This is a genomic window from Aeromonas sp. 25-248 (assembly GCF_053005425.1).
The window spans coordinates 62,874-85,437 of the sequence record NZ_JBRKTB010000012.1; the positions used below are offsets into that span (position 1 = coordinate 62,874).

Annotated in this window: 18 protein-coding genes and 4 tRNA genes; 12 read left to right on the forward strand and 10 right to left on the reverse strand. The window is 52.1% G+C overall.

Features of this window, described 5'->3' with window-relative positions:
- Window positions 1–595: 595 nt before the first annotated feature.
- Complete coding sequence (locus tag ACVDHI_RS15935) at window positions 596–799, reverse strand: hypothetical protein (RefSeq protein ID WP_447212263.1); 204 nt, start codon at window positions 797–799, stop codon at window positions 596–598.
- Between the two features lie 369 nt (window positions 800–1,168).
- Here ACVDHI_RS15935 and ACVDHI_RS15940 point away from each other — a divergent pair, with 369 nt between their 5' ends.
- From ACVDHI_RS15940 to ACVDHI_RS15970, 7 genes are all read left to right on the forward strand, one after another.
- Window positions 1,169–1,717, forward strand: a complete 549-nt coding sequence (locus ACVDHI_RS15940; protein ID WP_447212264.1) for a fimbrial protein — start codon at window positions 1,169–1,171, stop codon at window positions 1,715–1,717.
- Between the two features lie 74 nt (window positions 1,718–1,791).
- Complete coding sequence (locus ACVDHI_RS15945; protein WP_447212265.1) at window positions 1,792–4,278, forward strand: fimbria/pilus outer membrane usher protein; 2,487 nt, start codon at window positions 1,792–1,794, stop codon at window positions 4,276–4,278.
- Between the two features lie 31 nt (window positions 4,279–4,309).
- Window positions 4,310–5,050: a fimbria/pilus periplasmic chaperone gene (locus tag ACVDHI_RS15950; protein WP_447212266.1), complete on the forward strand. Its 741-nt coding sequence runs from the start codon at window positions 4,310–4,312 to the stop codon at window positions 5,048–5,050.
- Between the two features lie 27 nt (window positions 5,051–5,077).
- Entirely contained in the window at window positions 5,078–5,605 is a 528-nt protein-coding gene (locus tag ACVDHI_RS15955; protein WP_447212267.1) for a fimbrial protein, read from the forward strand.
- 75 nt (window positions 5,606–5,680) lie between these two features.
- Window positions 5,681–6,616, forward strand: coding sequence for a hypothetical protein (locus ACVDHI_RS15960; protein WP_447212268.1), 936 nt, complete (start codon window positions 5,681–5,683; stop codon window positions 6,614–6,616).
- 230 nt (window positions 6,617–6,846) lie between these two features.
- Complete coding sequence (locus ACVDHI_RS15965; RefSeq protein ID WP_447212269.1) at window positions 6,847–8,253, forward strand: winged helix-turn-helix domain-containing protein; 1,407 nt, start codon at window positions 6,847–6,849, stop codon at window positions 8,251–8,253.
- Between the two features lie 142 nt (window positions 8,254–8,395).
- On the forward strand, window positions 8,396–9,109 hold the full coding sequence (locus ACVDHI_RS15970) for an EAL domain-containing protein (RefSeq protein ID WP_447212270.1): 714 nt from the start codon (window positions 8,396–8,398) through the stop codon (window positions 9,107–9,109).
- Between the two features lie 250 nt (window positions 9,110–9,359).
- Here the strand turns inward: ACVDHI_RS15970 and gorA are convergent, their stop codons facing one another.
- The 5 genes from gorA to ACVDHI_RS15995 form a co-directional block, all read right to left on the reverse strand.
- Window positions 9,360–10,709 (reverse strand): glutathione-disulfide reductase, encoded by a 1,350-nt coding sequence (gene gorA, locus ACVDHI_RS15975; protein ID WP_048209396.1) that lies wholly within the window; start codon window positions 10,707–10,709, stop codon window positions 9,360–9,362.
- A 76-nt stretch (window positions 10,710–10,785) separates the two neighbouring features.
- A complete protein-coding gene (locus ACVDHI_RS15980) occupies window positions 10,786–12,744 on the reverse strand; it encodes an ATP-binding protein (RefSeq protein WP_010672308.1) in 1,959 nt (652 codons plus the stop codon).
- Window positions 12,745–12,864: 120 nt separating this feature from the next.
- Entirely contained in the window at window positions 12,865–15,945 is a 3,081-nt protein-coding gene (locus ACVDHI_RS15985; protein ID WP_039040660.1) for a multidrug efflux RND transporter permease subunit, read from the reverse strand.
- Between the two features lie 15 nt (window positions 15,946–15,960).
- On the reverse strand, window positions 15,961–17,067 hold the full coding sequence (locus ACVDHI_RS15990; protein WP_039040661.1) for an efflux RND transporter periplasmic adaptor subunit: 1,107 nt from the start codon (window positions 17,065–17,067) through the stop codon (window positions 15,961–15,963).
- Entirely contained in the window at window positions 17,064–17,654 is a 591-nt protein-coding gene (locus ACVDHI_RS15995; protein ID WP_042016162.1) for a TetR/AcrR family transcriptional regulator, read from the reverse strand. The genes ACVDHI_RS15990 and ACVDHI_RS15995 overlap by 4 nt, the downstream gene beginning before the upstream one ends.
- A gap of 263 nt (window positions 17,655–17,917) precedes the next feature.
- On the opposite strand from ACVDHI_RS15995, the gene ACVDHI_RS16000 reads away from it, so the two are divergent.
- The 5 genes from ACVDHI_RS16000 (at window position 17,918) to ACVDHI_RS16020 (ending at window position 19,052) form a co-directional block, all read left to right on the forward strand.
- Window positions 17,918–17,994, forward strand: a tRNA-Arg gene (locus ACVDHI_RS16000).
- 50 nt (window positions 17,995–18,044) lie between these two features.
- Window positions 18,045–18,120: transfer RNA gene (locus ACVDHI_RS16005), tRNA-His, on the forward strand.
- 20 nt (window positions 18,121–18,140) lie between these two features.
- A tRNA-Leu gene (locus tag ACVDHI_RS16010) sits at window positions 18,141–18,226 on the forward strand.
- 59 nt (window positions 18,227–18,285) lie between these two features.
- Window positions 18,286–18,362 (forward strand) — tRNA-Pro (locus ACVDHI_RS16015).
- A 171-nt stretch (window positions 18,363–18,533) separates the two neighbouring features.
- Window positions 18,534–19,052 carry a ricin-type beta-trefoil lectin domain protein gene (locus ACVDHI_RS16020; protein WP_277856461.1) on the forward strand — a complete coding sequence of 173 codons (519 nt, stop codon included), beginning with the start codon at window positions 18,534–18,536 and terminating at the stop codon, window positions 19,050–19,052.
- Window positions 19,053–19,122: 70 nt separating this feature from the next.
- Here the strand turns inward: ACVDHI_RS16020 and ACVDHI_RS16025 are convergent, their stop codons facing one another.
- The 4 genes from ACVDHI_RS16025 to trmH form a co-directional block, all read right to left on the reverse strand.
- Window positions 19,123–19,926 (reverse strand): Cof-type HAD-IIB family hydrolase, encoded by an 804-nt coding sequence (locus tag ACVDHI_RS16025; RefSeq protein WP_039040694.1) that lies wholly within the window; start codon window positions 19,924–19,926, stop codon window positions 19,123–19,125.
- A gap of 103 nt (window positions 19,927–20,029) precedes the next feature.
- The gene (locus tag ACVDHI_RS16030; protein ID WP_447212271.1) at window positions 20,030–21,070 is read right to left on the reverse strand and encodes an alpha/beta fold hydrolase; all 1,041 of its coding nucleotides are present in this window, start codon (window positions 21,068–21,070) and stop codon (window positions 20,030–20,032) included.
- On the reverse strand, window positions 21,067–21,732 hold the full coding sequence (locus ACVDHI_RS16035) for a CatB-related O-acetyltransferase (RefSeq protein ID WP_039040665.1): 666 nt from the start codon (window positions 21,730–21,732) through the stop codon (window positions 21,067–21,069). The genes ACVDHI_RS16030 and ACVDHI_RS16035 overlap by 4 nt, the downstream gene beginning before the upstream one ends.
- On the reverse strand, window positions 21,732–22,463 hold the full coding sequence (gene trmH / locus ACVDHI_RS16040) for a tRNA (guanosine(18)-2'-O)-methyltransferase TrmH (protein WP_447212272.1): 732 nt from the start codon (window positions 22,461–22,463) through the stop codon (window positions 21,732–21,734). Before trmH ends, ACVDHI_RS16035 begins: the two co-directional genes overlap by 1 nt.
- Window positions 22,464–22,564 lie beyond the last annotated feature (101 nt).

A 22,564-nucleotide genomic window follows, 5' to 3' on the forward strand; every position in this document is an offset into this window, starting at 1 on the left:
CATAGGTCTCATTGACGCTGAAAGGGTATGTAAAACGGGCGTAAAGGCGCCATAAAGCGGCCGGGAGCGGGCGTAAAATCGGCGTAAAGAAGGCGGGTTTTGCCGGCGGGTAAAAAACCAGCCAGGATTAGGGGGAACAGTCTTCCCGATATTAGGTGGTGCTCTCAACGTGTTCGAGATTCAGGCTAAGGAGTGTGCAGTCATCAAATGGTCCTCTAAAGAGGCACATTTACGTTTTTTGAAGAAAATAAATGCTTTATCTGTAAATTAATGGAGTTTTATGAAGTGAGAGGTCGTTTTCAACCACTTGAGAAACGCAGCTCAGCTTAGTGTGGTTTATATAATGGGTCTTCCTTTCTGTGGTGGACAGATGCTATTGAATGTATGTGATTCAAAAACAATTAAAGGAGGTTGGTATTTAAATGTGCTTCTCATTTTTCATAGGGATAATTGGTAATAGAAAAGATCATATTAATAAGGGGTGTAAATTTGGTTTTATTGGGGGGAGGGTTAAAAGTTTAGGCTTGGTGCAAATACACTCTTATTGTTAAATAATGACAACTAGTTTCTTTGTAATGGCTTGATAACCACGTTGTCAGTTTAATCCAGTTGAGTTATATATGCTTTCATTGCAGACTACTATACGGCCAAAAGCCAAAAGCCAAAAGCCAAAAGCCAAAAGCCAAAAGCCAAAAGCCAAAAGCCAAAAGCCAAAAGCCAAAAGCCAAGACCAATCTTCATAAACTAAAAGTATATTTAAAATACTTTGGCTATCAACTATCACTTTTTCATAAACCAACCAAGCCTACTTGATAACAGCCAGTTACAATTAGCACCCCTCTTTAATCATAATCAGACTATCTTTGTTTACAATTTAAGTTAAGTTGACCATTTATAATTTATTTGTTTGATGTGTTTTTTTTGTGAAAAAAAATACACCAAACACGATTTTTATATAACTTGTTGATTTATGGCGTTTTTATACATAACGCAATGTTTTTTTATATATTTTGATGAAAACATTTCTTGCCGATATTCTTTTGCCCAGAAAGCGAACATGATCGCAAAAAAAAGCTAAAGCTGTAACAACGTGCAACGTGCTTTGCTTTCTTGTCGGATGAGTCGATATATATTGGCTCCAACATACATTTGTATAAGGTATTTGAAAATGTTTAAAAAACATGCGCTGGCACTGACTCTTTCTTTTGTTACTTGCGGGGCTGCTATTGCTGCAGATAATCTGCTGCCAACCCAACCTGATCTGGGTCAGGTGGAGTTCGTGGGCACTATTATTGATTCTCCATGCTCCATTACTCCTGACACTGCTGATCAGACAGTTCCCATGGGGCTGGTGTCATCAGCAGTGTTGGCAGAGGGTAATACCAAAGTTATTCCTTTCAATATTGAACTGGAAGGTTGTACCGCCGAGGCTGCAAAGAAAGTATCTGTTAAGTTTACCGGTAATAGTGCTGAAACTGGTGGAAACGCTCTGGCTATCGAGGGTACTGCTGCTGGCGCTGGCATTGAATTGACTGATATCGCCTCTGGTAAAGCAATTGTGCTGGGCACTAACACTGATCCGGCTGATCTGTATGCCGGTGATAACACTCTTCAATTCGGGGCTCGCCTGGTTAAAACGTCAAAGGTCACAGCAGCAAAAGACATCACTCCGGGTGAGTTCACTGCCACAGCAAATTTTGAAATGTCTTATCAGTAAGATATTTTTAAGTATGGACATAAGCCTTTATAGGCTTATGTCTTTTAAATCATTTGCCTAGAAGAAGTACTTATATGGGTCATTATCTTAGGTTTGTATCTCTATTATTGTGCTGGCTGTTTATGCATCATGGAGTGATTAAGGCTGAAGGATATGACTTTAATTTAGATCTTGTTGATGTAATAGATAGGGAAAACATCGACTTCTCTCAGTTCAATAATTCCGGATTCATTTATCCTGGTGTTTATCACATGAAGTTGGTGGTCAATGCACAAATGATAAGTGAGCAGGATGTAAACTATATTGAATCTGAAGATAACTCATCCAAAATTTGCTATTCATCAGAATTGATTCACTCTATAGGGTTAAAAAATAAATATTTGGATATTGCATTATCCAGTTTGGATGGCAAAGGTTGTTACAACTTGGATGTATTAAAAGGTATCGTAGCTAAAGGTACACTTAATAATTATTCTTTGAATGTTTCTGTTCCACAGGAATATATGCAGAATACCTATAAAAACTGGGACTTGCCTTCTAACTGGGATAATGGTGTCAATGGTGTAATTATAGATTACGGTATCAATGTTAGATATAACAATAGATATCAAAATGGCGACTCAACAGATGTAAGTGCTTATGGAGTTGCAGGAATAAACACCGGTGCATGGCGCTGGAGAGCTGATTGGAACGGTATGTATAATCCACATAGCTCTGCGGGCGTGAATAATAATGACTTTACTGTTAACAGGGTATATGGATATCGGGCAATACCAGATTTAACAGCCAAGTTGACTGTTGGTGAGATTGATTTGGGCACATCTGTTTTTGATTCGTTCCAATTTTTAGGCGCATCCCTGGTAACCGATGAGAACATGTTGCCACCAAATTTGAGAGGATATGCACCTGAAGTCGTTGGTATCGCAAAGACGAATGCCAAAGTTGTCATCAGTCAAAATGGAAGAGTTTTATATGAGACTCAAGTTGCTGCAGGTCCATTTCGTGTTCAAGATTTAAACCAGTCGGTTAGTGGTACCCTGGATGTTCGTGTTGAAGAGCAAGATGGAACAGAGCAAAACTTTCAAGTTAACACAGCATCTATTCCATATTTATCAAGACCAGGCACTGTTAGATATAAATTGGCAGCGGGTAAGGCCACTTCAAGTTATCGGGAGCATAGAATTGATGGGCCCGAGTTTTTTAGTGGTGAATTGTCAATGGGGGTTTCCAATACATATTCGGTATTCGGCGGTGGATTGTTGAGTAATGGCTATGGCTCCTTGGTCGCGGGGGTTGGGCGAGATCTTTTCGAGATCGGCGCTATTTCATTTGATATTACGCGCTCTTGGGCCAGCGTCCCAGACAACGGCACCAAGTCTGGTAATTCATACAGGGTTAATTATTCAAAAAGCTTTTCAGATTATGATAGTCAGATAACTTTTGCTGCATATCGATTTTCTGAGGAAGACTTTCTCAACATGAACGATTATCTAATGCTGCTTAATGAGCCCTCTACATATGAGGCGTATTCCGGTAATTCGAAAGAATTGTATTCAGTCATTTTAAGCAAGCAATTTAGAGATCTGAATTTGGGGGCATATGTTGATTTTACTCACCAGTCATATTGGGATAATGCAGATAGAGAGCGTATCAGTGTATCTGTCTCAAGTCACTTTGACTTGCTTGACTGGAAAAATCTATCTGTATCAATGACAGGATATCGTTCCGAGCAAAATGGAGTCATTGACAATGGAATGTATGTCTCTATAAATGCCATGCTAGGACAGACTGCAAGAGTCAGTTATAGCCTTAATAAGAACAACGCAAATATTATGCATAATGTTTCTTATATGGACAGAATCGATGACCGTAACACATACTCATTAACGGCTGGTGCTTCATCCAATAATGACAGTGTGTTGAGTGGCTTTTATTCCCATGTAGGGGATAATAATTCAATATCGGCTAACTTTAACCATCAACCTGATGTTTCTACTGGCTTGGGATTATCCATGTATGGTGGTGTCACAGCAATAGCTGATGGTTCTACTGCTCTGCATAGAAATGGCACAAGAGGTGGTACTAGAATGATGGTTGATACTGATGGTGCTGCAGATATACCAATCAAAGGTTCAGGTCCATCAGTAAAGACCAATGTTAGCGGCAAAGCAGTATTGGCAGATCTTAGCAGCTATTATCGTCATTCGATTAGCGTTGATGTCAATGAGCTTGGAAGTGATGTTGAGTACATAGGCAGCCCAGTCAAAACAGGTACTCTCACGGAAGGGGCTATAGGTTTCCATCACTTTGATATGCTCTCTGGAGCGAAAAGATTAACTCAGATCACGCAGGCTAACGGCAAGTATGCTCCTTTTTCGGCTGTTATCTATAACGAAAAGAAGCAACAAATGGGTATGGTATCCGATGACGGAGTGGCGTATCTGATTGGCTTGAATAAGGGTGAAACCTTATCTGTTAGTTGGGGAGAAAAAACTTGTTCAGTGGTAGTACCAACTAAGCTACCCGATGAAAATGAACTCCTGAAATTTCTATGTCTATGACATTTCTATTTATATTTAAAGAGATAAGTTTATGAAACACATATTCACATCAATCACTATTCTGCTATTGGTAATATCTGGCGGCGCGGATGCAGCAGTCACGATTGACAGAACAAGAGTAATTTTCCCTGGTCAAGGCGACTCAATCAGTTTGCATATTATAAATACTAATAAATCACTACCTTATTTGGCTCAGGCTTGGCTTGAGGACAGTGAGGGGAAAAAAATAGATAGTCCTTTTGTTGTATTACCACCGATCCAACGTTTAGAAGCGGATTCACAGAGTATGTTGAAAATTCAAGCACTTCCTAACGTTAGGCAATTACCTCAAGATCGGGAGTCTTTGTTTTATTTTAATGTGAGAGAGATTCCACCTAAAAGTGATAAACCAAATACGCTGCAGTTGGCATTGCAAACAAGAGTTAAGTTTTTCTATCGCCCTTCTTCCCTGATACCGAAAAAGAACGAACCCAAGGTTGTTTGGCAAAAAAAACTTAAGCTGTATAAGGAGTTGGATAAGTATCGCATTGAAAATCCCACCCCATACTTTATTACTCTAACTGAAGCTGACTCGGCAGAAGGTGTACAAGCATCAAAGCGTTTCGAAGCGGTGATGTTGGCGCCAAGAACCAGTCATATATTGAATCTGGGACCCAAGCAATTAGGGGTCAGACCTATACTGACCTATGTTGATGACTTTGGTGCAAGACGAAAATTACAGTTTTCTTGTCCTGGGGTATCTTGTGATATCGATCCTGATGTCAAACATTAATGCACTTATAGTATAGGAGGGTGAGTCATGATAGGTATTAAACGAAGTTTAATGTCGTCTGTCTTTTCACTGCTCTGCGTATTAGCTAATACCTCCAATGTGAAGGCAGAACTGCTTGAATTCACTATTACAGGTAATGTGATAGAGAGCCCATGCAATATCGTCTTGGGCGATGGAAATATGTTATCGGTGCTGATGGGTACTATCAATGCTCAAGATTTCTCAAGCATAGGGAGTGAAACCGAACCAGTACCATTTTCTATTCAGCTGGAGGACTGTGAACTCTCGGTAGCTCAAACAGCCAAGGTGACATTTTCTCAAGTTGGGAATACAAGTGACCTGCTGAATACACAATGTGATGGCAGTGAATGTGGGTTTAAAGTCGGTCTGAAGGATGGTAATGGAAATATAACCCTTGGGCAGATGACTGCAGGACAATCTTTGAATCCAGGGTCTACAGAGTTGAAATTCCATTCATATCTTAGACGAACGCTTGAGAAAATAAAACCTGGGGAGTTTTCTGCCTCTGGTCAGTTTGAGGTGAGTTATGAGTAATCGAGTTGAATCGTTTTTGGCGTATTTTTGTCGTGGTAAGTGTGAAGGTGTAAGACAGCGCTTCGAGGGGGGGATATGTTCTATTTAATGAAAATTCCAACATTCCTCATCCTGGTATGTCTGATGTCAAAGAAATTAAAATGCATATCTTCAGGTTTATTTTGGGGCTCAGCGACTCTGACACTATTGATGTCTACCCCATTGCTGGCTAGAACAGTTCCAGCCGTACTTTCCTATGAGTTTGTACTTGGTGGGAGCTGTAGTAGTTATTCAATCGCTAATATGACCTACCAAGCTGTAGAGCTGGATGATACAGTCATTCAAAACCAGCTTACTGGCTATGGGTTGTGGAGCCCACAATCACATCGACATTTCTCGTCTGGTGGGGTTGACCCCTATTTAGCTGGCGGGACAGGTCTTTCAGGTTCCTATAACACAACCGTTGCTCAAGCGATCGATAGTGTTAATAAAGCAATATTTGGTTCCGCACGACCAGAAGTTGGTACCGTTAGCAACTATGTTGACCCAGCGAGAGGTTCACACTCTGGAGAATGTGCTCCAGCTGGGGTTGGTGAGTGTTGGGCAGCTTGGGTGGCAGCAGGAACTGATAAGAAGCCCTCCTTAGATGGTCGGGTTTGGGCTTTTCCTTATGGACAGTGTACTGCAACTGTGCCCCCATTTGACTTGGTTTGTGAGGCTCTGCTTAGGGATTCTGTTGTGGATTTCGGTCCAATCAAAGTCGGGAGTAATGGACGTAGAACACAGGGGATTGAAGTGAGCTGCAACAATTCCGCGTATTATAGTTTATCTGTTGTTGGTTCTCCGAATGGGGCGTTGACTTTTGATGAGGGGCGAGTGTTGATTACCCGTGATGATGGTCAGTCGCTCCCCTTTGAAGGTGAAGTTCAAGGTGGTAACAAGAAGACATTCCTGGGGCTGGATATAGATGCGACATTTGAGCAAGCCGGTCAGGTCGAATGGGGTGTGAAACTAGTCATCAACTATATGTAACATCACATAGACATCAAATTTTTGTAAATGGTTGGATGCTAACTAATGTCCAACCATGCTACTGTATCTAAAATTCCTTCTCCCTCATTTTAACCTCATCACTTTCCCTTCCTCCTTTTCGCTTATTCAGAAAAAATAACTTTTGAATTTTTCATAAAGTATCGTAATTTTATACAGGGAAATTTGAAATGTTCAAGTCCAGTTAAGATTGAACCACACAGAGGTTACTTATGACTCGTTATGTCATCGCCGGAAAAATCACATTCAACCCCCATCTTTATACTTTAGGTAACATAGATGGTCATGACTTGAGACTGAGTAGCAAGGAAAGTGAGGTGCTTGAGTTACTGTGTCAACATCAAGCCACTACAGTGACACGACAGTTTTTATTTGAACATGCCTGGCCGAATGCGTCAGGTACAGATGGTCACTTGAATCGCATCATTTTATTGCTTCGTCGTAAATTTGATGTCTTGGGGGAAACTGATGCAATAAAGACGGTACCTAAAGTCGGATATATTCTGGCTGATGCGGTCGCTTTTCTTGAAGAGAGCGCATCAGGAGAAGATGAGAATTATGAAAAAAATATGATGTTTGATGGTGTGCATGATATTGAATATCACGTAGAGTATCACTTTGATAGCAAGAGTATGCTCGATAACCCCATTTTCATAAGTAAAGATGAAGCGATCCAGCCTGAACCAGAAGCAAAACTGAAACGCCTTGGTTATTCATCGCCCAGTTTATGGACACGTCTAACCACAAAAAAAAGAATATATATTTATGGGTGTGCTTTATTATTTTCATTTATTTTAGTGTTTATGCATTTTTATTTTAAATCAAATGCTGGTGATGGAATAAAAAATGACTATTATGTTGGTGTAAATCAATCACTTATAAAAAATTTTCTTGTTTTAACACCCGTTGGGCTAGACAGAAAAGTATCTGACGATGTTAAAAATATTATCAGTAATTTAGATAAGACTGTAGATGGAAAAGTATATGTAGGTATTTCTCCGAACGTCATCTCTTTAATGCATGTCAATGATACGGATGAAACAAAAATCAAAAAGCTTTTTATTTCAGACGAGATCGAACCAGTCGAAATATTGAAGTGTGCATTACTGGAAGAGTTTGGAGTTGACTCAGTTGATAATATTGAGCTTCCCCCTAAGGGTAGCGTGCATATCAATAAGAACTCAACCGTGAAGGTTTTCAACTCGGACGTAATTTCTGATTGCAGTCGGAGTACATTTTCTGATGTAAAAACAAACCGTGAAATGTTATTTACATTGTCACTGACATTGAACACAGACAAGAGTTTGGATTTATCGGATAATAGATATAGATTCTTTTATGCAGACTTCAGCTTTTCTTATAAAGGGCATGAGGTTCTCAATACCACTGCCTCGGGTAATATGAGAAAAGAAATAATAGGAAGTGATTCATGGGATGTCTGGATGATAAAAGCTAAGAACGTTGTGTCGTTTGATACATCATCAGTAACGGAGAACACCTCTTCTCTTAAAATGCTGAGTGATTTTGCAAATAAAGATTCAGCTGTTTATGCATTGAAATTGGATGAAGGAATTTACTACATAGATTTTTTTGGTGGGATAGTTGTTTCAACTAGATAGCTGTTTGTATTTGGTCGCATTCTTTAGTTGAGTGCGACCCCATCATTTAATTTCATTATTTATTGTCATAAATCATTTGTTGATCACGGCTGTTTGTTTAATGGACACTGCAAGGAGTTTAAACAATTGAGATTGCACTATTATGAATGTTATTTTTTTACAAAACAAAGCTGTCGCAGCGTCTATCAAGCTTAATAAATCTCTTTTTAAGAGTCGCTATCAGCCGATAATAAATATTAATAATGGTCGCGAGGTTGGTTATGAGGTCCTCTCTACTATAGAAAAGTGTGATGATGTTGAGAAGTATTTTTCTGAGATGAGTGATGGTGATGTGATTGATTTGGTTAAAAGTCAAGTTAACCAAATCAATCATATTTGTCGGGTGGACGTATCTTCAAAGAAGAAGCGTTTTTTCGTCAATATCAGAGCCACATCTATATCTGATCGCTCATTTATTGAATGGTTGTGCAAACATAGCCAGTGTAAACTGGCACTTGAAGTCGATTATCAAGATTTATCAGCGCAGTCTATTGGCACCTTTGAGCCGCGTAATTTAGAGCTGTTGAGATATCATGGTCATCAGATCTGGCTTGATGATTTTAATTGTAATTTTGGAGAATCATCGTCATCACATGTATCTTCTAATTATTGGGATGGAATTAAGATAGATAAAAAAGTGTTATGGACATTTTGTCATGACCATAGAGGCTTGAAGCGTGGTGTGGATCGTTGTCGGCGTGTAAGCGATTATGTTTTAATTGAAGGTGTTGAGACCGTTCAGCATCTGAATGCATGTGAAAAAGTTAAAATTGATTATTGCCAAGGCTTTCATTGGAAAAACAAACAGTTTTTATGATTGTCGTTATTGTACAGATCTAGTTATCACCTGACACCGGCCTCAAGTCGGTGTCCTTTTCATGTCTTTTTTCATTCCCATCCACCTTATCTCGTGATGGGAGGGAAACACGGTTATCAAGGTTGTTCCCAGTGTTTCCCTCCCTGTGCCGTCAATCAGCATATGATGACTATCTCTTCTGCTTTGGTTGGCTGTGAAGAGAAATGCAGTTGCCGAATCAGGCCATGGCGTTTCTGCTGCCACTTTTCACTCAGCGCATGGTCACAAACTCTTCCGCACTGGTCGGATGAATGGCAACGCAGTTGTCGAAGTCCGCCTTGGTGGCCCCCATCTTCATGGCGACGCCGAAGCCTTGCAGAATTTCGTCCATGGCGAAGCCGATGCCGTGCAGGCCGACTACCTTCTCTTCCGGCCCGACGCAGACCAGTTTCATCCGGGTGGGCTGGCGATGCTGGGTCAGGGCCGAGTACATGGCGGTGAACTGGCTGCGGTAGACCTTCACCTGATCTTCCCCGTATTCGGCGACGGCTTCCGGCTCGGTCAGGCCGATGGTGCCGATGGGCGGGTGGCTGAACACCACGGTCGGCACCAGATCGTAGTTGAGGTGCTCGCCCGGCTTGTTGTTGAACAGCCGCTCCGAGAGGCGGCGGCCTGCCGCGACAGCCACTGGGGTGAGCTGGATGCGGCCGGTGTTGTCACCGACGGCATAGAGGTTGGCGACGGCGGTGTTCTGGAACTTATCGGTGGGGATGAAGCCCTTCTCGTCCAGGGTGATGCCGGTGGCAGCCAGATTGAGGTTGTCGGTGGCAGGCACGCGACCGATGGCCCAGATGAGGCAGTCCACGGTGAGGTGGCGACCATCTTCCAGTTGCAGGGTCAGGCTGTCGTCGGCGTTCTTGATGACGGCCTTGGGAATGGCGTGGGTGTGCAGCTTGGGCCCTTCCTGCGCCATGATCTCCACCAGGGTCTCGTGGATCATGGGGTCGAAGTTGCGCAGCGGCGCATGCTTGCGCACCACCAGATGGGTCTCGGAGCCAAGTGCCTGCATCACGCCTGCGATCTCCACGGCGATATAGCCGGCACCCACCACGGCAACCCGTTTGGGCTGGCTTTGCAGGTCGAAAAAGCCGTCGGAGTCGATACCCAGTTCGGCGCCCGGAATGGTCGGGACTTCGGGGCGGCCGCCGGTGGCAATCAGGATGTGATCGGCGCTGTAGTGCTCGCCGTTCACCTCGACGGTATGGCTGTCGACGAAGCGGGCGAAGCCCTTGATGACAGTGATCTGGTTCTTGCCCAGCACGTTCTGGTAGGACTGGTGAATGCGCCCGATATAGGCCTGACGGGATTCGACCAGCTTGGCCCAGCTGAAGTGGTTGAGCGTGGTGTCGAAGCCGTAGTCGGCGCCATATTTCAGGGCATCGGCGATCTGGCCTGCATACCACATGGCCTTCTTCGGTACGCAGCCGACGTTGACGCAGGTGCCACCCAGCTCTTTGGCTTCGATCAGGGCGACTTTCTTGCCGTACATGGCTGCCCGGTTGGCCGAGGCGATGCCGCCGCTGCCGCCACCGATGGCGATGTAGTCAAAATGCTGTGCCATTGCGAGGTTCTCCGCTCGTTAAGAATGCAGTCACAGCATGATGGGGACAAAGCGGCCGGCCCACAAGAGCCGGTGCTCAGTTCTGCTGGATGGGCAGGCGAATGTGGAACTGGGCGCCCTGGCCCGGTTCGCTGGCGCAGTGGATGCGGCCGCGCAGCAGCTGGACCACCAGGTTGTAGATGATGTGAGTGCCGAGCCCGCTGCCACCTTGTCCCCGCTTGGAGGTGACGAAGGGATCGAAGATGCGCGGCAATATCTCCGGGGGGATGCCGCGGCCGTTGTCACTGTAGTCGATGACCAGCTCGTCTCCCTGCTGCGCCACCTGGATGGTGATCTTTCTGGGCCTGTCCCAGCCATCGAAACCGTGATGGATGGAGTTGAGGATCAGGTTGGAATAGATCTGGGTGAAGCTGCCCGGGAAGGAGTAGATGCTCAGCTTGGGATCGCACTGGATGTCCACCTCGCACTGGGCCTTCTTGAGTTTGTAACCGAGGGAGACCACCACCTGATGCAGGTTGTCGGCGAGGCTGAAGTTGTAGCGGGCCTCGGAGGACTGATCCACTGCCACCTGCTTGAAGCTGGCGATGAGCTCGGAGGCGCGTCTCAGGTTGCCTTGCAGCAGTTGCATCGACTCGTCGAGATTCTGGGTGAATTCGTTGAGGTAGGTGCGGGAGAGCTGCTTGGCCTCGATATGCTGCTTGAAGTCGGCCACCCGCTCCTGCAGGTAGGAGGAGGCGGTGACGCTGATGCCGATGGGGGTGTTGATCTCATGGGCCACGCCGGCAACCAGGGAACCGAGGGAGGCCATTTTCTCCGACTCCACCAGGGTCTGCTGGGCCTGCTTGAGATCGTCATAGGCCTTGCCCAGCTGGTCGTTGGCATCGCTCAGGCTGCGGGTGCGTTCCGCCACCTTGCCTTCCAGCTGCTCGTTGAACAGGGTGATCTCCCGCTCGACCTTTTTGAGGGGGGTGATGTCATAGCCAAAGCCGATCAGGTACTTGAGGTTAGGCCCCTCGTAGAAGGGAGCGAAGGTCCACTGCAGTACCAGCTCGTTGCCCTGCTGGTCGTGCATGGTGATCTCCCTGTCCTCCAGAGCGCCCTGATCGGCCAGGGTGGCGGCCAGCTCGTCACGCTGCTCCTTGCTGACGAAGAGATCCAGCCAGTTGTGCTGCAACAGCTCCTGGTGGTGATAGCCGGTGAGCAGGATGGCCGCCGGGTTGATGCTGGCGATGTTGAGATCCGGCTCCATGCAGCAGATGACCATGTTGGCGGAGTTGATCAGGGTGGCGGAGAAGTCCCGCTCCTGCTGGAGCTGATCGGCGGCCTGATGGCGGGCCGTGAACTCGTCGTTCAGCCGGGTGCGCATCTGGTTGAGGGTGGCGGCCAGGGTATCGAATTCGTCAGGGGACTTGCGGGGCAGGGGCCGACCTTCCAGGGTCAGCTCCACCGCGAGGCGATCCAGGCTCAGTTTCTGGGCATAGCTGACGATGCGGTTGATATGACGGATCACCAGATAGTAGATGATGACCAGGATGCAGAACGAGACGACCAGGGTCTTGATGGTCTGGCTGACCAGGATCAGCACGGATTTCTCGATGAGGCGCTGGTAGACCTGCTCCAGGGAGGCGGCGACGAAAAGCTTGCCGACCACTTCCCCCTGATAGCTCAGGGTGAACTCGCGGGAGATGTCGTATTGGGGCTGCTCCACCCCCTGGGTGAGCAGGGGCACTTCCGAATTGCCCAGCATCTCCTTGACCATGACGAACTGCATGTTGGGGAGGTTCATGATGCCCTCGATCTGCACCTTCACCTGCTCTTCATCCAGATTCCAGAGACTGGCCGAGATGGGTTGCAGGAAGGAGGCCTCGATCTGGCCGATGCTGGCCTCGATGACGGTCACATCCTTGTTGTAGTCCCAGGCGAGCTGAAGCACGGTGATGAGCAGTGCCAGCACCGTACTGCAGATCAGAATGTAGGAAAGCAGACGATAAGAGAGTCCGTTAAGGCCGACGGCCTTGGAGAAGATTCCTGACATGGCGTCCTTGCGGTCTGGATTGAGTGCGGTTTAGTTTAACTGCTTCATGGACTTATGTCGTGTGTCATCCAATGGATAAAAATAAGGCCCCTTTCGGGGCCTTGTTTGTGTGGGCTGGGATCAGTGACCGCCCTTGGCTTTTGCCGGGATGGATTCGTCGAATTCCGGCAGCGGCTTGTGCTCGGATGCCAGGAAGGTGTAGATGACCGGCAGCACGAACAGGGTGAACAGGGTGCCGATGGCCAGACCCGCCACGATGACGATGCCGATGCTGAAGCGCTGTGCCGCCCCCGCACCCGAGGCATAGAGCAGCGGGATAAGGCCTGCGATCATCGCCGCCGTGGTCATCAGGATGGGGCGCAGACGGACCTTGGCAGCCTGCATCACGGCTTGCATCCGGTTCAGACCATGGAGCAGCTGCTCCTCCTTCGCCACCTCGCAGATCAGAATACCGTGCTTGGTAATCAGACCGACGAGGGTGATGAGACCGACCTGGGAGTAGATGTTCATGGTGGCCATGCCCCACGCCAGGGCGATCAGCGCGCCACTGATGGCCAGCGGCACCGACACCATGATGACCAGCGGGTCACGCACGGATTCGAACTGGATCGCCAGCACCAGGAAGATGATGGCCAGGGCCAGGGCGAAGGTGGCGTAGAGCGCATTCCCTTCGGTCACGAACTGGCGGGCTTCCCCCATGAAGTCGTAACGATAGCCTTGGGGCAGCTTCTCTTCCGCGGTCGCCTTGAACCAGTTGATCGCATCCCCCATGGCCACGCCAGGTGCCGGCACGGCGCCGATGGTGGCGGAGTTCAGCTGGTTGAAGTGGGGCAGGGCACGGGGCTCTCCCTTCACTTCAATCTTGATCAGGCTGCCCAGCGGGATCGACTTGCCGTCGGCGGCACGCACGTAGTAGCCCTTGATGGACTCGGGGTTGAGACGGAACTTGCGCTCCACCTGCGGGATCACCTCGTAGGAGCGGCCATCCAGGTCGATACGGTTGACGTAACCGTCCGCCATCATGGTGCCCATGGTGATGCCGATGTCCTGCATGGTGATGCCGTAGGCACCCGCCTTGTCCTTGTCGATGCTGATCTTCATGGTGGCCGAGTCGTAGTTCAGATCGAGATCCGAATAGACGAACTGGCCGTTGGCCTGGGTTGCCGCCAGCATCTCACCCGCGATCAGGAACAGGCTCTCGAAGCTGTTCGGGGTGGTGATGACGAACTGGATGGGCAGACCGCTCGAGGCCCCCGGCAGTTCCGGGAACTGGAAGGTGGTGATGGCCATCCCGGGGATGTCCTTCACCAGACCGGCGACCCGGTCCAGCACCTCTTTCTGGCTCGCTTCACGCTGGCTCCAGGGCACCATGGAGGCGATACCGAACGCCTGATTGGAGTTGAACACCCCTGAGAAGACCTGGGAGTAAGCGATCTCCGGCTGGTCGTCCAGGACTTTGTTCACGTCCGCCATGGTGTTTTCGATGTAGTCCAGGTTGGCGTTGGAAGGTGCCGTCCCCAGCACCGCCATGACGCCTTTGTCCTCGGACGGGGCCAGCTCGCTCGGAATGAACTTGAACAGCAGCGGCAGGCTGGCGAACACGATGACGGCAAACAGGATGACCACGATGCGCTTTTGCATCACGGCATGGAGCATGGCGTCGTAGCGGGCCGTCATCCGGTCCAGCAGATCGTGTACGGTACGCTCGAACTTGCCGGGCTCCTCGTTGGCCCTGAGCATCTTGGCGCACATCATGGGCGACAGGGTCAGGGCGATGATGCCCGAGACGAACACGGCGCCCGCCAGGGTCAGCGCGAACTCCTTGAACAGGGAGCCGGTGATGCCCCCCATCAGGGCGATGGGCGCATACACCGCCGCCAGGGTGACCGTCATGGCGATGACGGGCACGGCGATCTCCCGGGTACCTATGATGGCGGCCCGGAACGGCTCTTCCCCTTCCTTGATGTGACGGTCGACGTTCTCCAGCACCACGATTGCGTCATCCACCACCAGACCGATGGCCAGCACCATCGCCAGCAGGGTCATGAGGTTTATGGAGAAGCCGAACATGTCCATCATCATCACCACGCCGATGAGGCTTAGGGGAATGGTGATGATGGGGATGATGACCGCCCGGAACGAACCGAGGAACAGGGTGATCACCACCAGTACGATGGCGGCCGCCTCCAGTATGGTCTTGATGACCTCGTGGATGGATTCGTTGATGGCGATGGTGGAGTCATACAGGACGTTCACCTGCATGGTGCTCGGCATGTTGCGCTTCAGGCTCGGCAGCAGCTCCAGCACATCGTGGGCGATGTTGATGGGGTTGGCTGTCGGGGCTGCGTTGATGGCCAGAACCACGGCCTCGCGGCCGTTGGCGCTGGCGCGATAGATGTCGTGGCTCTTCTCCAGGGAGACCTTGGCGATGTCGGAGAGACGGATCACCTTGCTGTCGCGGGTGGCGACCACCAGACGCTTGAGCTCTTCGATGTTGCCGACCTGGGTCTCGGCGTTGCCGTTGAACAGGGTGAAATAGCCGGTGGCCTGGCCGGTCGCGGATTGATAGTTGTTGCTGTTGAGCACCGTCATCACGTCGCTTGAGGTCAGGTCAAAGGCGGCCATCTTGGCCGGATCCAGCCACACCCGCAGGGCGAATTCGACCCCGCCATACAGATCCACCTTGGAGACCCCGCCCACGGTAAACAGCTGGGGCTTGATGACCCGCTCCAGGTAGTCGGTGATCTGGCTGGAGTTGAGCTCCGGGCTGGTGAAGCCCATGTAGAGCACCGCCGTGGTGGAGCCGGTGGAGGAGGTGACCGAAGGGTCTTCCGCCTCTTTGGGCAACTGGGAACGCACCGAGTTGACCTTGGCCAGGATGTCGGACAGCGCGGCGTTCGGATCGGTGTTGAGCTTCATGTACGCCGTCACCGTGGAACTGCCCAGCTGGCTCGAGGAGGTCATGAAGTCGATGTTGTCGGCCTGGGCGACCGCCTGCTCCAGGGGCTGGGTGATGAAGCCCTGGATCAGGTCCGCACTGGCGCCATAGTAGCTGGTGTTGACCGTGATGACGGTATTGATCACCTCGGGGTATTCACGCACCTGCATCTTGAAGATGGCCTGGAAGCCCAGCAGGGCTATCAGGAAGCTGAGCGAGATCGCCAGCACAGGCCGTTTTATGAATATGTCAGTAAATCGCATCGCAGCTCTCCGCGCTTACAGCATCGGGGTTTGTGCCGGAACGGCAAGGGCATCGTTCTCGACCACGTGCACCTTGGTATCGTTGCTCAGGCGAACCTGACCCGACAGCACGATTTGATCGCCAGCCTTGATGCCGGACAGCACATGGACATCGTTGCCGCGACGCTCACCTGCCTTGACCACCACCTGCTTGGCGCGTTTCACGCCGTCAGCCTCGTGAATGACGTAGACGTTCTCGCCATAGAGGGTGAAGGAGATGGCGGACTGCGGGATCACGATCTGGTCTTTCACCGTGGGCAGTATGATGCTGGCGCGGGCGAACATGCCGGAACGGAGCTGGCCGTCGTTGTTCGGAATGTCTGCCTGCACCTGGATCAGGCCGCTCTGATAGTTGACCGCGGGCTCGATGGCCGTGATCTGGCCGTCAAACTGGGTCTGGGGATAGGCATCCACGTTGATCTTGATGGTCTGTCCCAGGGTGATTTTGGAGATGTCGGTCTGGGGCACGGTGAAGCGCAGGCGCATCACGCTGGTGTCTTCCAGGCGCACAATCTGGGTACCCGGTTCCAGATACTGGCCGAGGAAGACGTTGCGCAGGCCCACGGCACCGCTGAAGGGGGCTCGCACCTCACGACGGGCGATGGTGGCCTTCAGACTGTCGATGTCCGCCTCCAGGGAGCGGTAGCTTGCCTCGGCATCATCCAGCTGGTCCCGGGAGATGGAGTTCTTCTGATAGAGGTTCTTGTAGCGCTCGAACTTGGCCCTGGCTGCCGGCAGCCTGGCCTGGGAGGAGTTCAGATTGGCTTTTTCCACACTGGAGTCCAGGCTCAGCAGCAGTTGATCCGCTTTGACATGTGCCCCGGATTCGAACCGGATGCTGTCGATGGTGCCTGACAGCTCGCTGGAGAGGGTGACCCCCTGGTTCGGCTCGATGAAGCCGATGGCTTCAATGGTGGGGACCCAGTCCTGCGCCTTGGTGACCATGGCAGTGACAGGGAACTCGGGCTCGGGCCGATTGGCCATGAACTCTGCAATCTTCTTCTGCTTGAACATATTGAAGCCGATGACACTGCCAAACAGGGCGAGTGCTATCAGCAACATGATGGCCATCCACTTTTTCATGAACAGGCTCCTGTGATGGAAACATTAGGGTTTAAAATGGCATTCCAGCTGGCCCGGATGACCGTCTCCAGCTGTTCCTGCGTCAATTCGAAATCGTGAACCCGGCGCTGCTGTGCCAGGTTGGCCACGCAATCCAGACTCAATGCTTGCAACACCAGAATGGGGAGATCGATGAAGAGTCCCTGTTGGCGTCCTTGCTCAAAGAAGCGCTCAAGTGGCGCCCACGTCGCCATTATGACCGGATCCCGCTCCAATTCAGCCCCCAATGGAGAACTTTCGTACTGCAATTTGCACTTGAGTGCATTGGGGTAGCTGGTGAAGATGGCATCGATGTTGAGCCAGAGGCGTCGATACTGCTCATAGGACACCTCTTCTATCTGCACACCTTCCATGACCAGGGGATGAAACTTGAGGATAGTGTGCTGATAGAGCTGGCGGATCAGGTCATCCTTGTCGCTGAAATAGCGATAGATGGTACCTGCCGCCACCTTGGCTTTCTTGGCGACCACGGCAATGGAAAGGCCGTAGAAGCCCTGCTCGCCGAGGATCTCGTGAGCTGCTTCGAAAATGCGTTCTTTCTTATCCATGGTTATCAGAGGTCAACGACTGAATGAACGTTCATTCATTCTAGGTGGGCGCAAAGGCAAGTCAAGCATTGCCCATCATCTTTGACCCTATGGGGTGAGGGATTCAAAAAGTAGTGGGGAATTGCTGGATCCAGCCTGAACAAAACAAAAATAGTTGAAAAGGGTCGGAAGTGATTGAAAAACAGGCACTTGATTCTTTGTGTCAAAAAAAGAGTAGACAAGGTCGGCATCATCATCAATAATGCGCCCCGTTCGACAGCGTAGCGCCCGTAGCTCAGCTGGATAGAGCGCTGCCCTCCGGAGGCAGAGGTCACAGGTTCGAATCCTGTCGGGCGCACCATCAAAAGTGCGCCGGTTAAACGGGCGTGTTGAAGAACGAAAACAGCTGTGGTGGCTGTAGCTCAGTTGGTAGAGTCCCGGATTGTGATTCCGGTTGTCGTGGGTTCGAGCCCCATCAGCCACCCCATTTTACAGCTTGTCAGGTACGCGAAGGTGGCGGAATTGGTAGACGCGCTAGCTTCAGGTGTTAGTGCCCCCCGGGTGTGAGGGTTCGAGTCCCTCTCTTCGCACCATACTTGCTGTATGACGAGGATGACCAGATGGTCATCTTTGTGTTTTTGGAATACCCCTTCGGTGATTAGCGCAGCCCGGTAGCGCATCTGGTTTGGGACCAGAGGGTCAAAGGTTCGAATCCTTTATCACCGACCACATTTGAAAACCCCGCTCAGGCGGGGTTTTTGCTTTTTGGCGTTTCTCTTCTGCTTTTTCCTGTCACGTCTTTTTACACTTCTTCAGGCGCCTGTTCGCCACGAGTTCGCTATGCTGGGGCCCGGAGCCGCGAGACAGGGGACGCTCGGGCACGGACCAGATACAAGGCCTATGCATCACCATATCACTTCTCTTCAACTCTCCGTGCTGGCCATGGCCGCACTGCTGCTGGGCGGCTGCGCCCTGCAGCCAAAACCGGAAGATCTTCTGATGGGCGCCGCCCCCAAGCCAAAGGCCGAACTCGAGGCCACCTTGGTGACCAGTGGTGGTTTCTGCGTGACCCTGAGCGAGCAGGGCCGTCTGCTGACTCAGCCCTGCGATCAGCAATCGAACCAGTCATTCAGCTGGGATGTCGGTGCCCTGCAACTGGCCGGGGATTGCCTGGTCGCCAAAGGGGAGGATGGTCTGGGGATGGAGGCGTGCCGGGAGGAGAGCCATCAATGGCAGTGGCAGGGGGATCGTCTGTTCAATCGGCAGGTGTCACTGTGCCTGGATGTGGCGGGTCGCCGTCATAAGCCGGCCGTCCCCCTGCGCCTCGCCGAATGCTATGGCGGCGCCAACCAGAGCTTTGAGTGGACGCCATCCGGCACGCTGTTGAACCGTCTGATGCACCCGGCACTGACGTGGTGACAAGAGAGCGAGAAGCAAAAAGGGTGGCCCATGTGGCCACCCTTTTTCGATCCGCGACGGGAGTACCGTATCAGCGGGTCTGGGAGGCGAACAGTTTCTCCAGATAGACGGCAACGCCATCTTCATCGGAAGTGAGGGTCTGTTCATGCTCTGGCAGGGCCTGTTTGAGGCGATCGTGGGCGTTGCCCATGACGACGCCACGGCCCACCATGCTCAGCATCTCGAAGTCGTTCATGCCATCGCCAAAGGCCACTGCCTGGGACATCTCCAGCCCGTGCTGCTCCAGCACGGCGCGCACGGCATTGCCCTTGTGCACGCCGGCGTGCATCACCTCGAGGCAGTCAGGCAGGGAGAAGGTGACGTTGATCCGATCACCATATTGCTGGTTGAGGTGCGCCTCTATCTTCAGCAGCTTGTCGTGGTCGCCGATGTAGAACACCTTGTTGACCCTGTCCTTCGGGTGGTTGGCCAGATCCGCCAGGCGGTAGCTGAAGCCGGAGTCGTGATGGAACTGCAGCAACCAGGGCAGCTCCTCTTCCACCAGCCACTCGTCGCCGTAGTAGACGTTGATGTGGATGGAGGGGTCGCGCTCGAGGGCGATCAGTTCGGCCGCCACTGTGGCCGGCAGTGCCTGGTTGTAGACCAGCTGGTCCTGCTTGTCGTGCACCACGGCGCCGTTGGAGGTGATGAGGTAGATATCCAGCCCCAGCGCATCGCGGATGCTGCGCACGTCCACGTGATGGCGGCCGGTGGCGACCACGAATTTGACGCCCTGATCGACCAGACGGTGCAGGGTATCCCGGGTGCGGGAGGAGATCTGGTGCTGCCCGTTGAGCAGGGTACCATCGAGATCGGACACAACTACCTTGAACATCATTACCTCGACTTCAATTGAACGCCGGGGGAGTGTACCCCAGCGTCTGCCGTCACCCCATTTATTTAGGGATCCAAAAAATAACCAGCCCCTTCTGGTCGCGTCAGTAGCGCGCGAAGAAGGCCAGGGTTGCATTGAGCGCGGCCTGGCGCTGGGGATCCGCCTCGATGAAGAGCTCGTGCCAGGCCCCGTCGATGCGCAGCGGCTTGCTCCCTTCACATTGGGCCTTGGCGCAGAAGGCCTCCTGGGCGGCGTTGTCCACCACGCTGTCCTCACCGGCCTGCAGCAGCAGCAGCGGCGTCTTGATGGCGCCGGCGTCGGCCACGGCCGCGTCCGACCCTGTGATGGCCTGATGGATCCAGTGGGCGGTGGCGCCCCCCAGCCTGACCTGGGGATGCTGTTCGTAGATCTGGCGGAAGGCCTCATAACGCGCCGTGCTGTGGGTCAGCTCGTTGTCGGCAAAGCCGTGATCCTCATAGGGTCCCTGACCCGGGCCGTAGGGGGGCTCGCCCACCCAGCCGCCGACCGTGCCGATGGTGGCCGCCAACCCCTTGGCCAGCCACTTGGGTAGGCCGCCGAGGTTGATGCCCATCATGGGGGAGGAGAGCACCGCCGCCTGGATGTCGTTCGGCCAGCGTTCCAGATAGCGGGCCGAGATGGCCCCCCCCATGGAGTGGGCCAGCAGGAACAGCTTGGCAGGCTTGTCCGGTACAATCACTTCGTCATGAAACTGTTTGAGATCGGCGACATAGTCGTCGAACTGGTCGACATACCCCTTCTCTTTGTCGGCTAGCATGCGGTCTGACATTCCCTGGCCGCGATGATCGATGAGGTAGAGGCTGTAACCCTGGCGCCAGAGATCCCAGGCCAGCTCCTGATACTTGAGGTAGCTCTCGACCCGGCCGTTGACGATGAGGATGGCGCGATCGATCTTGGGCTGGCGCAGGGCGGCATAGCGGAGGGTGACCCCGTCCTTGCCCTGGAACTCCCCCTCGACGGCATGCTGGCGCCAGAAGTCGGGCAGGGTCTGCTGATAGAGGGCGGGAACGTCGGCTTCAGTGGTCAGCTGGTAAGGATTGTTCACGGCAAGGGCTCCGGCAGAAAACAGGGTCAGGGCCAGCAGGGAAAGGGAGGCAGGTTTCATCGGGCAAGCTCCTCGCGCCAGTGGTGGTAGAGCGCAGTGATATCGTTCGAGCAGAGCAGGGGCATGGCGGCTTGCAGGCTGGGCAGCGGCCAGTCCCACCACTGCATGGCTTGCAGCATGGCGACCTGCTCCTCGTCAAAGCGGGGGCGGATCGGCTTGGCCGGGTTGCCGCCCACTATGGAGTAGGGGGCCACATCCCGGGTGACCACGGCCCGGGTGGCAATGACGGCGCCATCGCCGATGGTGATGCCGGGCATGATCATGGCTTCCGAGCCGATCCAGACATCGTTGCCGATCCGGGTGTCTCCCTTGCGCAGAAAACCGTCCTGCACGCCGTCACCGAAGCGGGCGGCATCGAAGGGGAAGGTGGATACCCAGTCCATCCGGTGACCCTGGTTGCCCGCCAGCATGAAGGTGGCGCCGGAGGCGATGGAGCAGAACTTGCCGATGATCAGACGGTCAACTTCCTTACCCCACTGGCCACTGTCCCAGGACTCTCGCGTCGAGCCATCGCCGAGCAGGTAGCGCACGCAATGATCCTCGAACGGCTTGCCATGGTAGTAGCCGGAGTAATAGCTGTACTCCCCGGCCTCGATATTGGGGTTGGTCAGATGATCCCGTATGACCTGGGATTCCAGCCAGCTGCCGAACGGATTCTCCATCACTGATCCTGCCATTCATCTTCTTCCTGTTGTGCGGCCCATCCTTTGCGCGTCAGCTGCATCTGCTGCCACCAGCGTTCGTCCGCCAGGATCTCGCCGGCCGGACCGAGCTGGGGGTAGGGCATCTCTTTCTCCTTGCAGAGCTGGGCATAGACGGGATAGCCCCCCTCGAACAAGATGGTGTTCTGCTCTTCCAGGCTGAGTGGGCAGCCGCGCAGATAACAGCCGGCCAGTTCGCGCTGGCGCTGGGCCTCGTAGAGGATGGCGGCGGCGGCCACCGAGACGTTGAGGGACTGCACCATGCCCACCATGGGGATGACGATATGGTGATCGGCCAGGGCCAGCGCCTCTTCGCCGATGCCGTGCTTCTCCTGGCCCACCAGGATGGCGGTGGGTTTGGTGTAGTCGATGGCACGAAAGTCCACGGAGCTATCGGAGAGGTGGGTCGCCAGGATCTGCATGCCGGAGGCTTTGAGTTCGGTCACGGCACTGCCGATGTCCGGGTGCAGCTTCACGTCCACCCAGTTCTGGCTGCCGCGGGCGGTGCCCTTGCGCTTGTGGATCCAGCTCTTGGGCCAGACCGCGTGCACCCGGTGGATGCCGATGGCATCGGCGGTGCGCACGATGGCGGCCAGGTTGTGAGGTTTATGAACCTCTTCCATGCAGACGGTCAGGTCGAGCTGGCGCTGGGCCAGCATGTCGGAAATGCGTTTGAAGCGTTCAGGAGTCATGTCGGTTTCTATGTCGTGAGGCCGGTGCATGCAACAAGGCTGGTGGCCTGCGGCATGGGGCCCTGGGTATCTCTTGAAAAGCAGCAGGCGGCTTGCGCCGC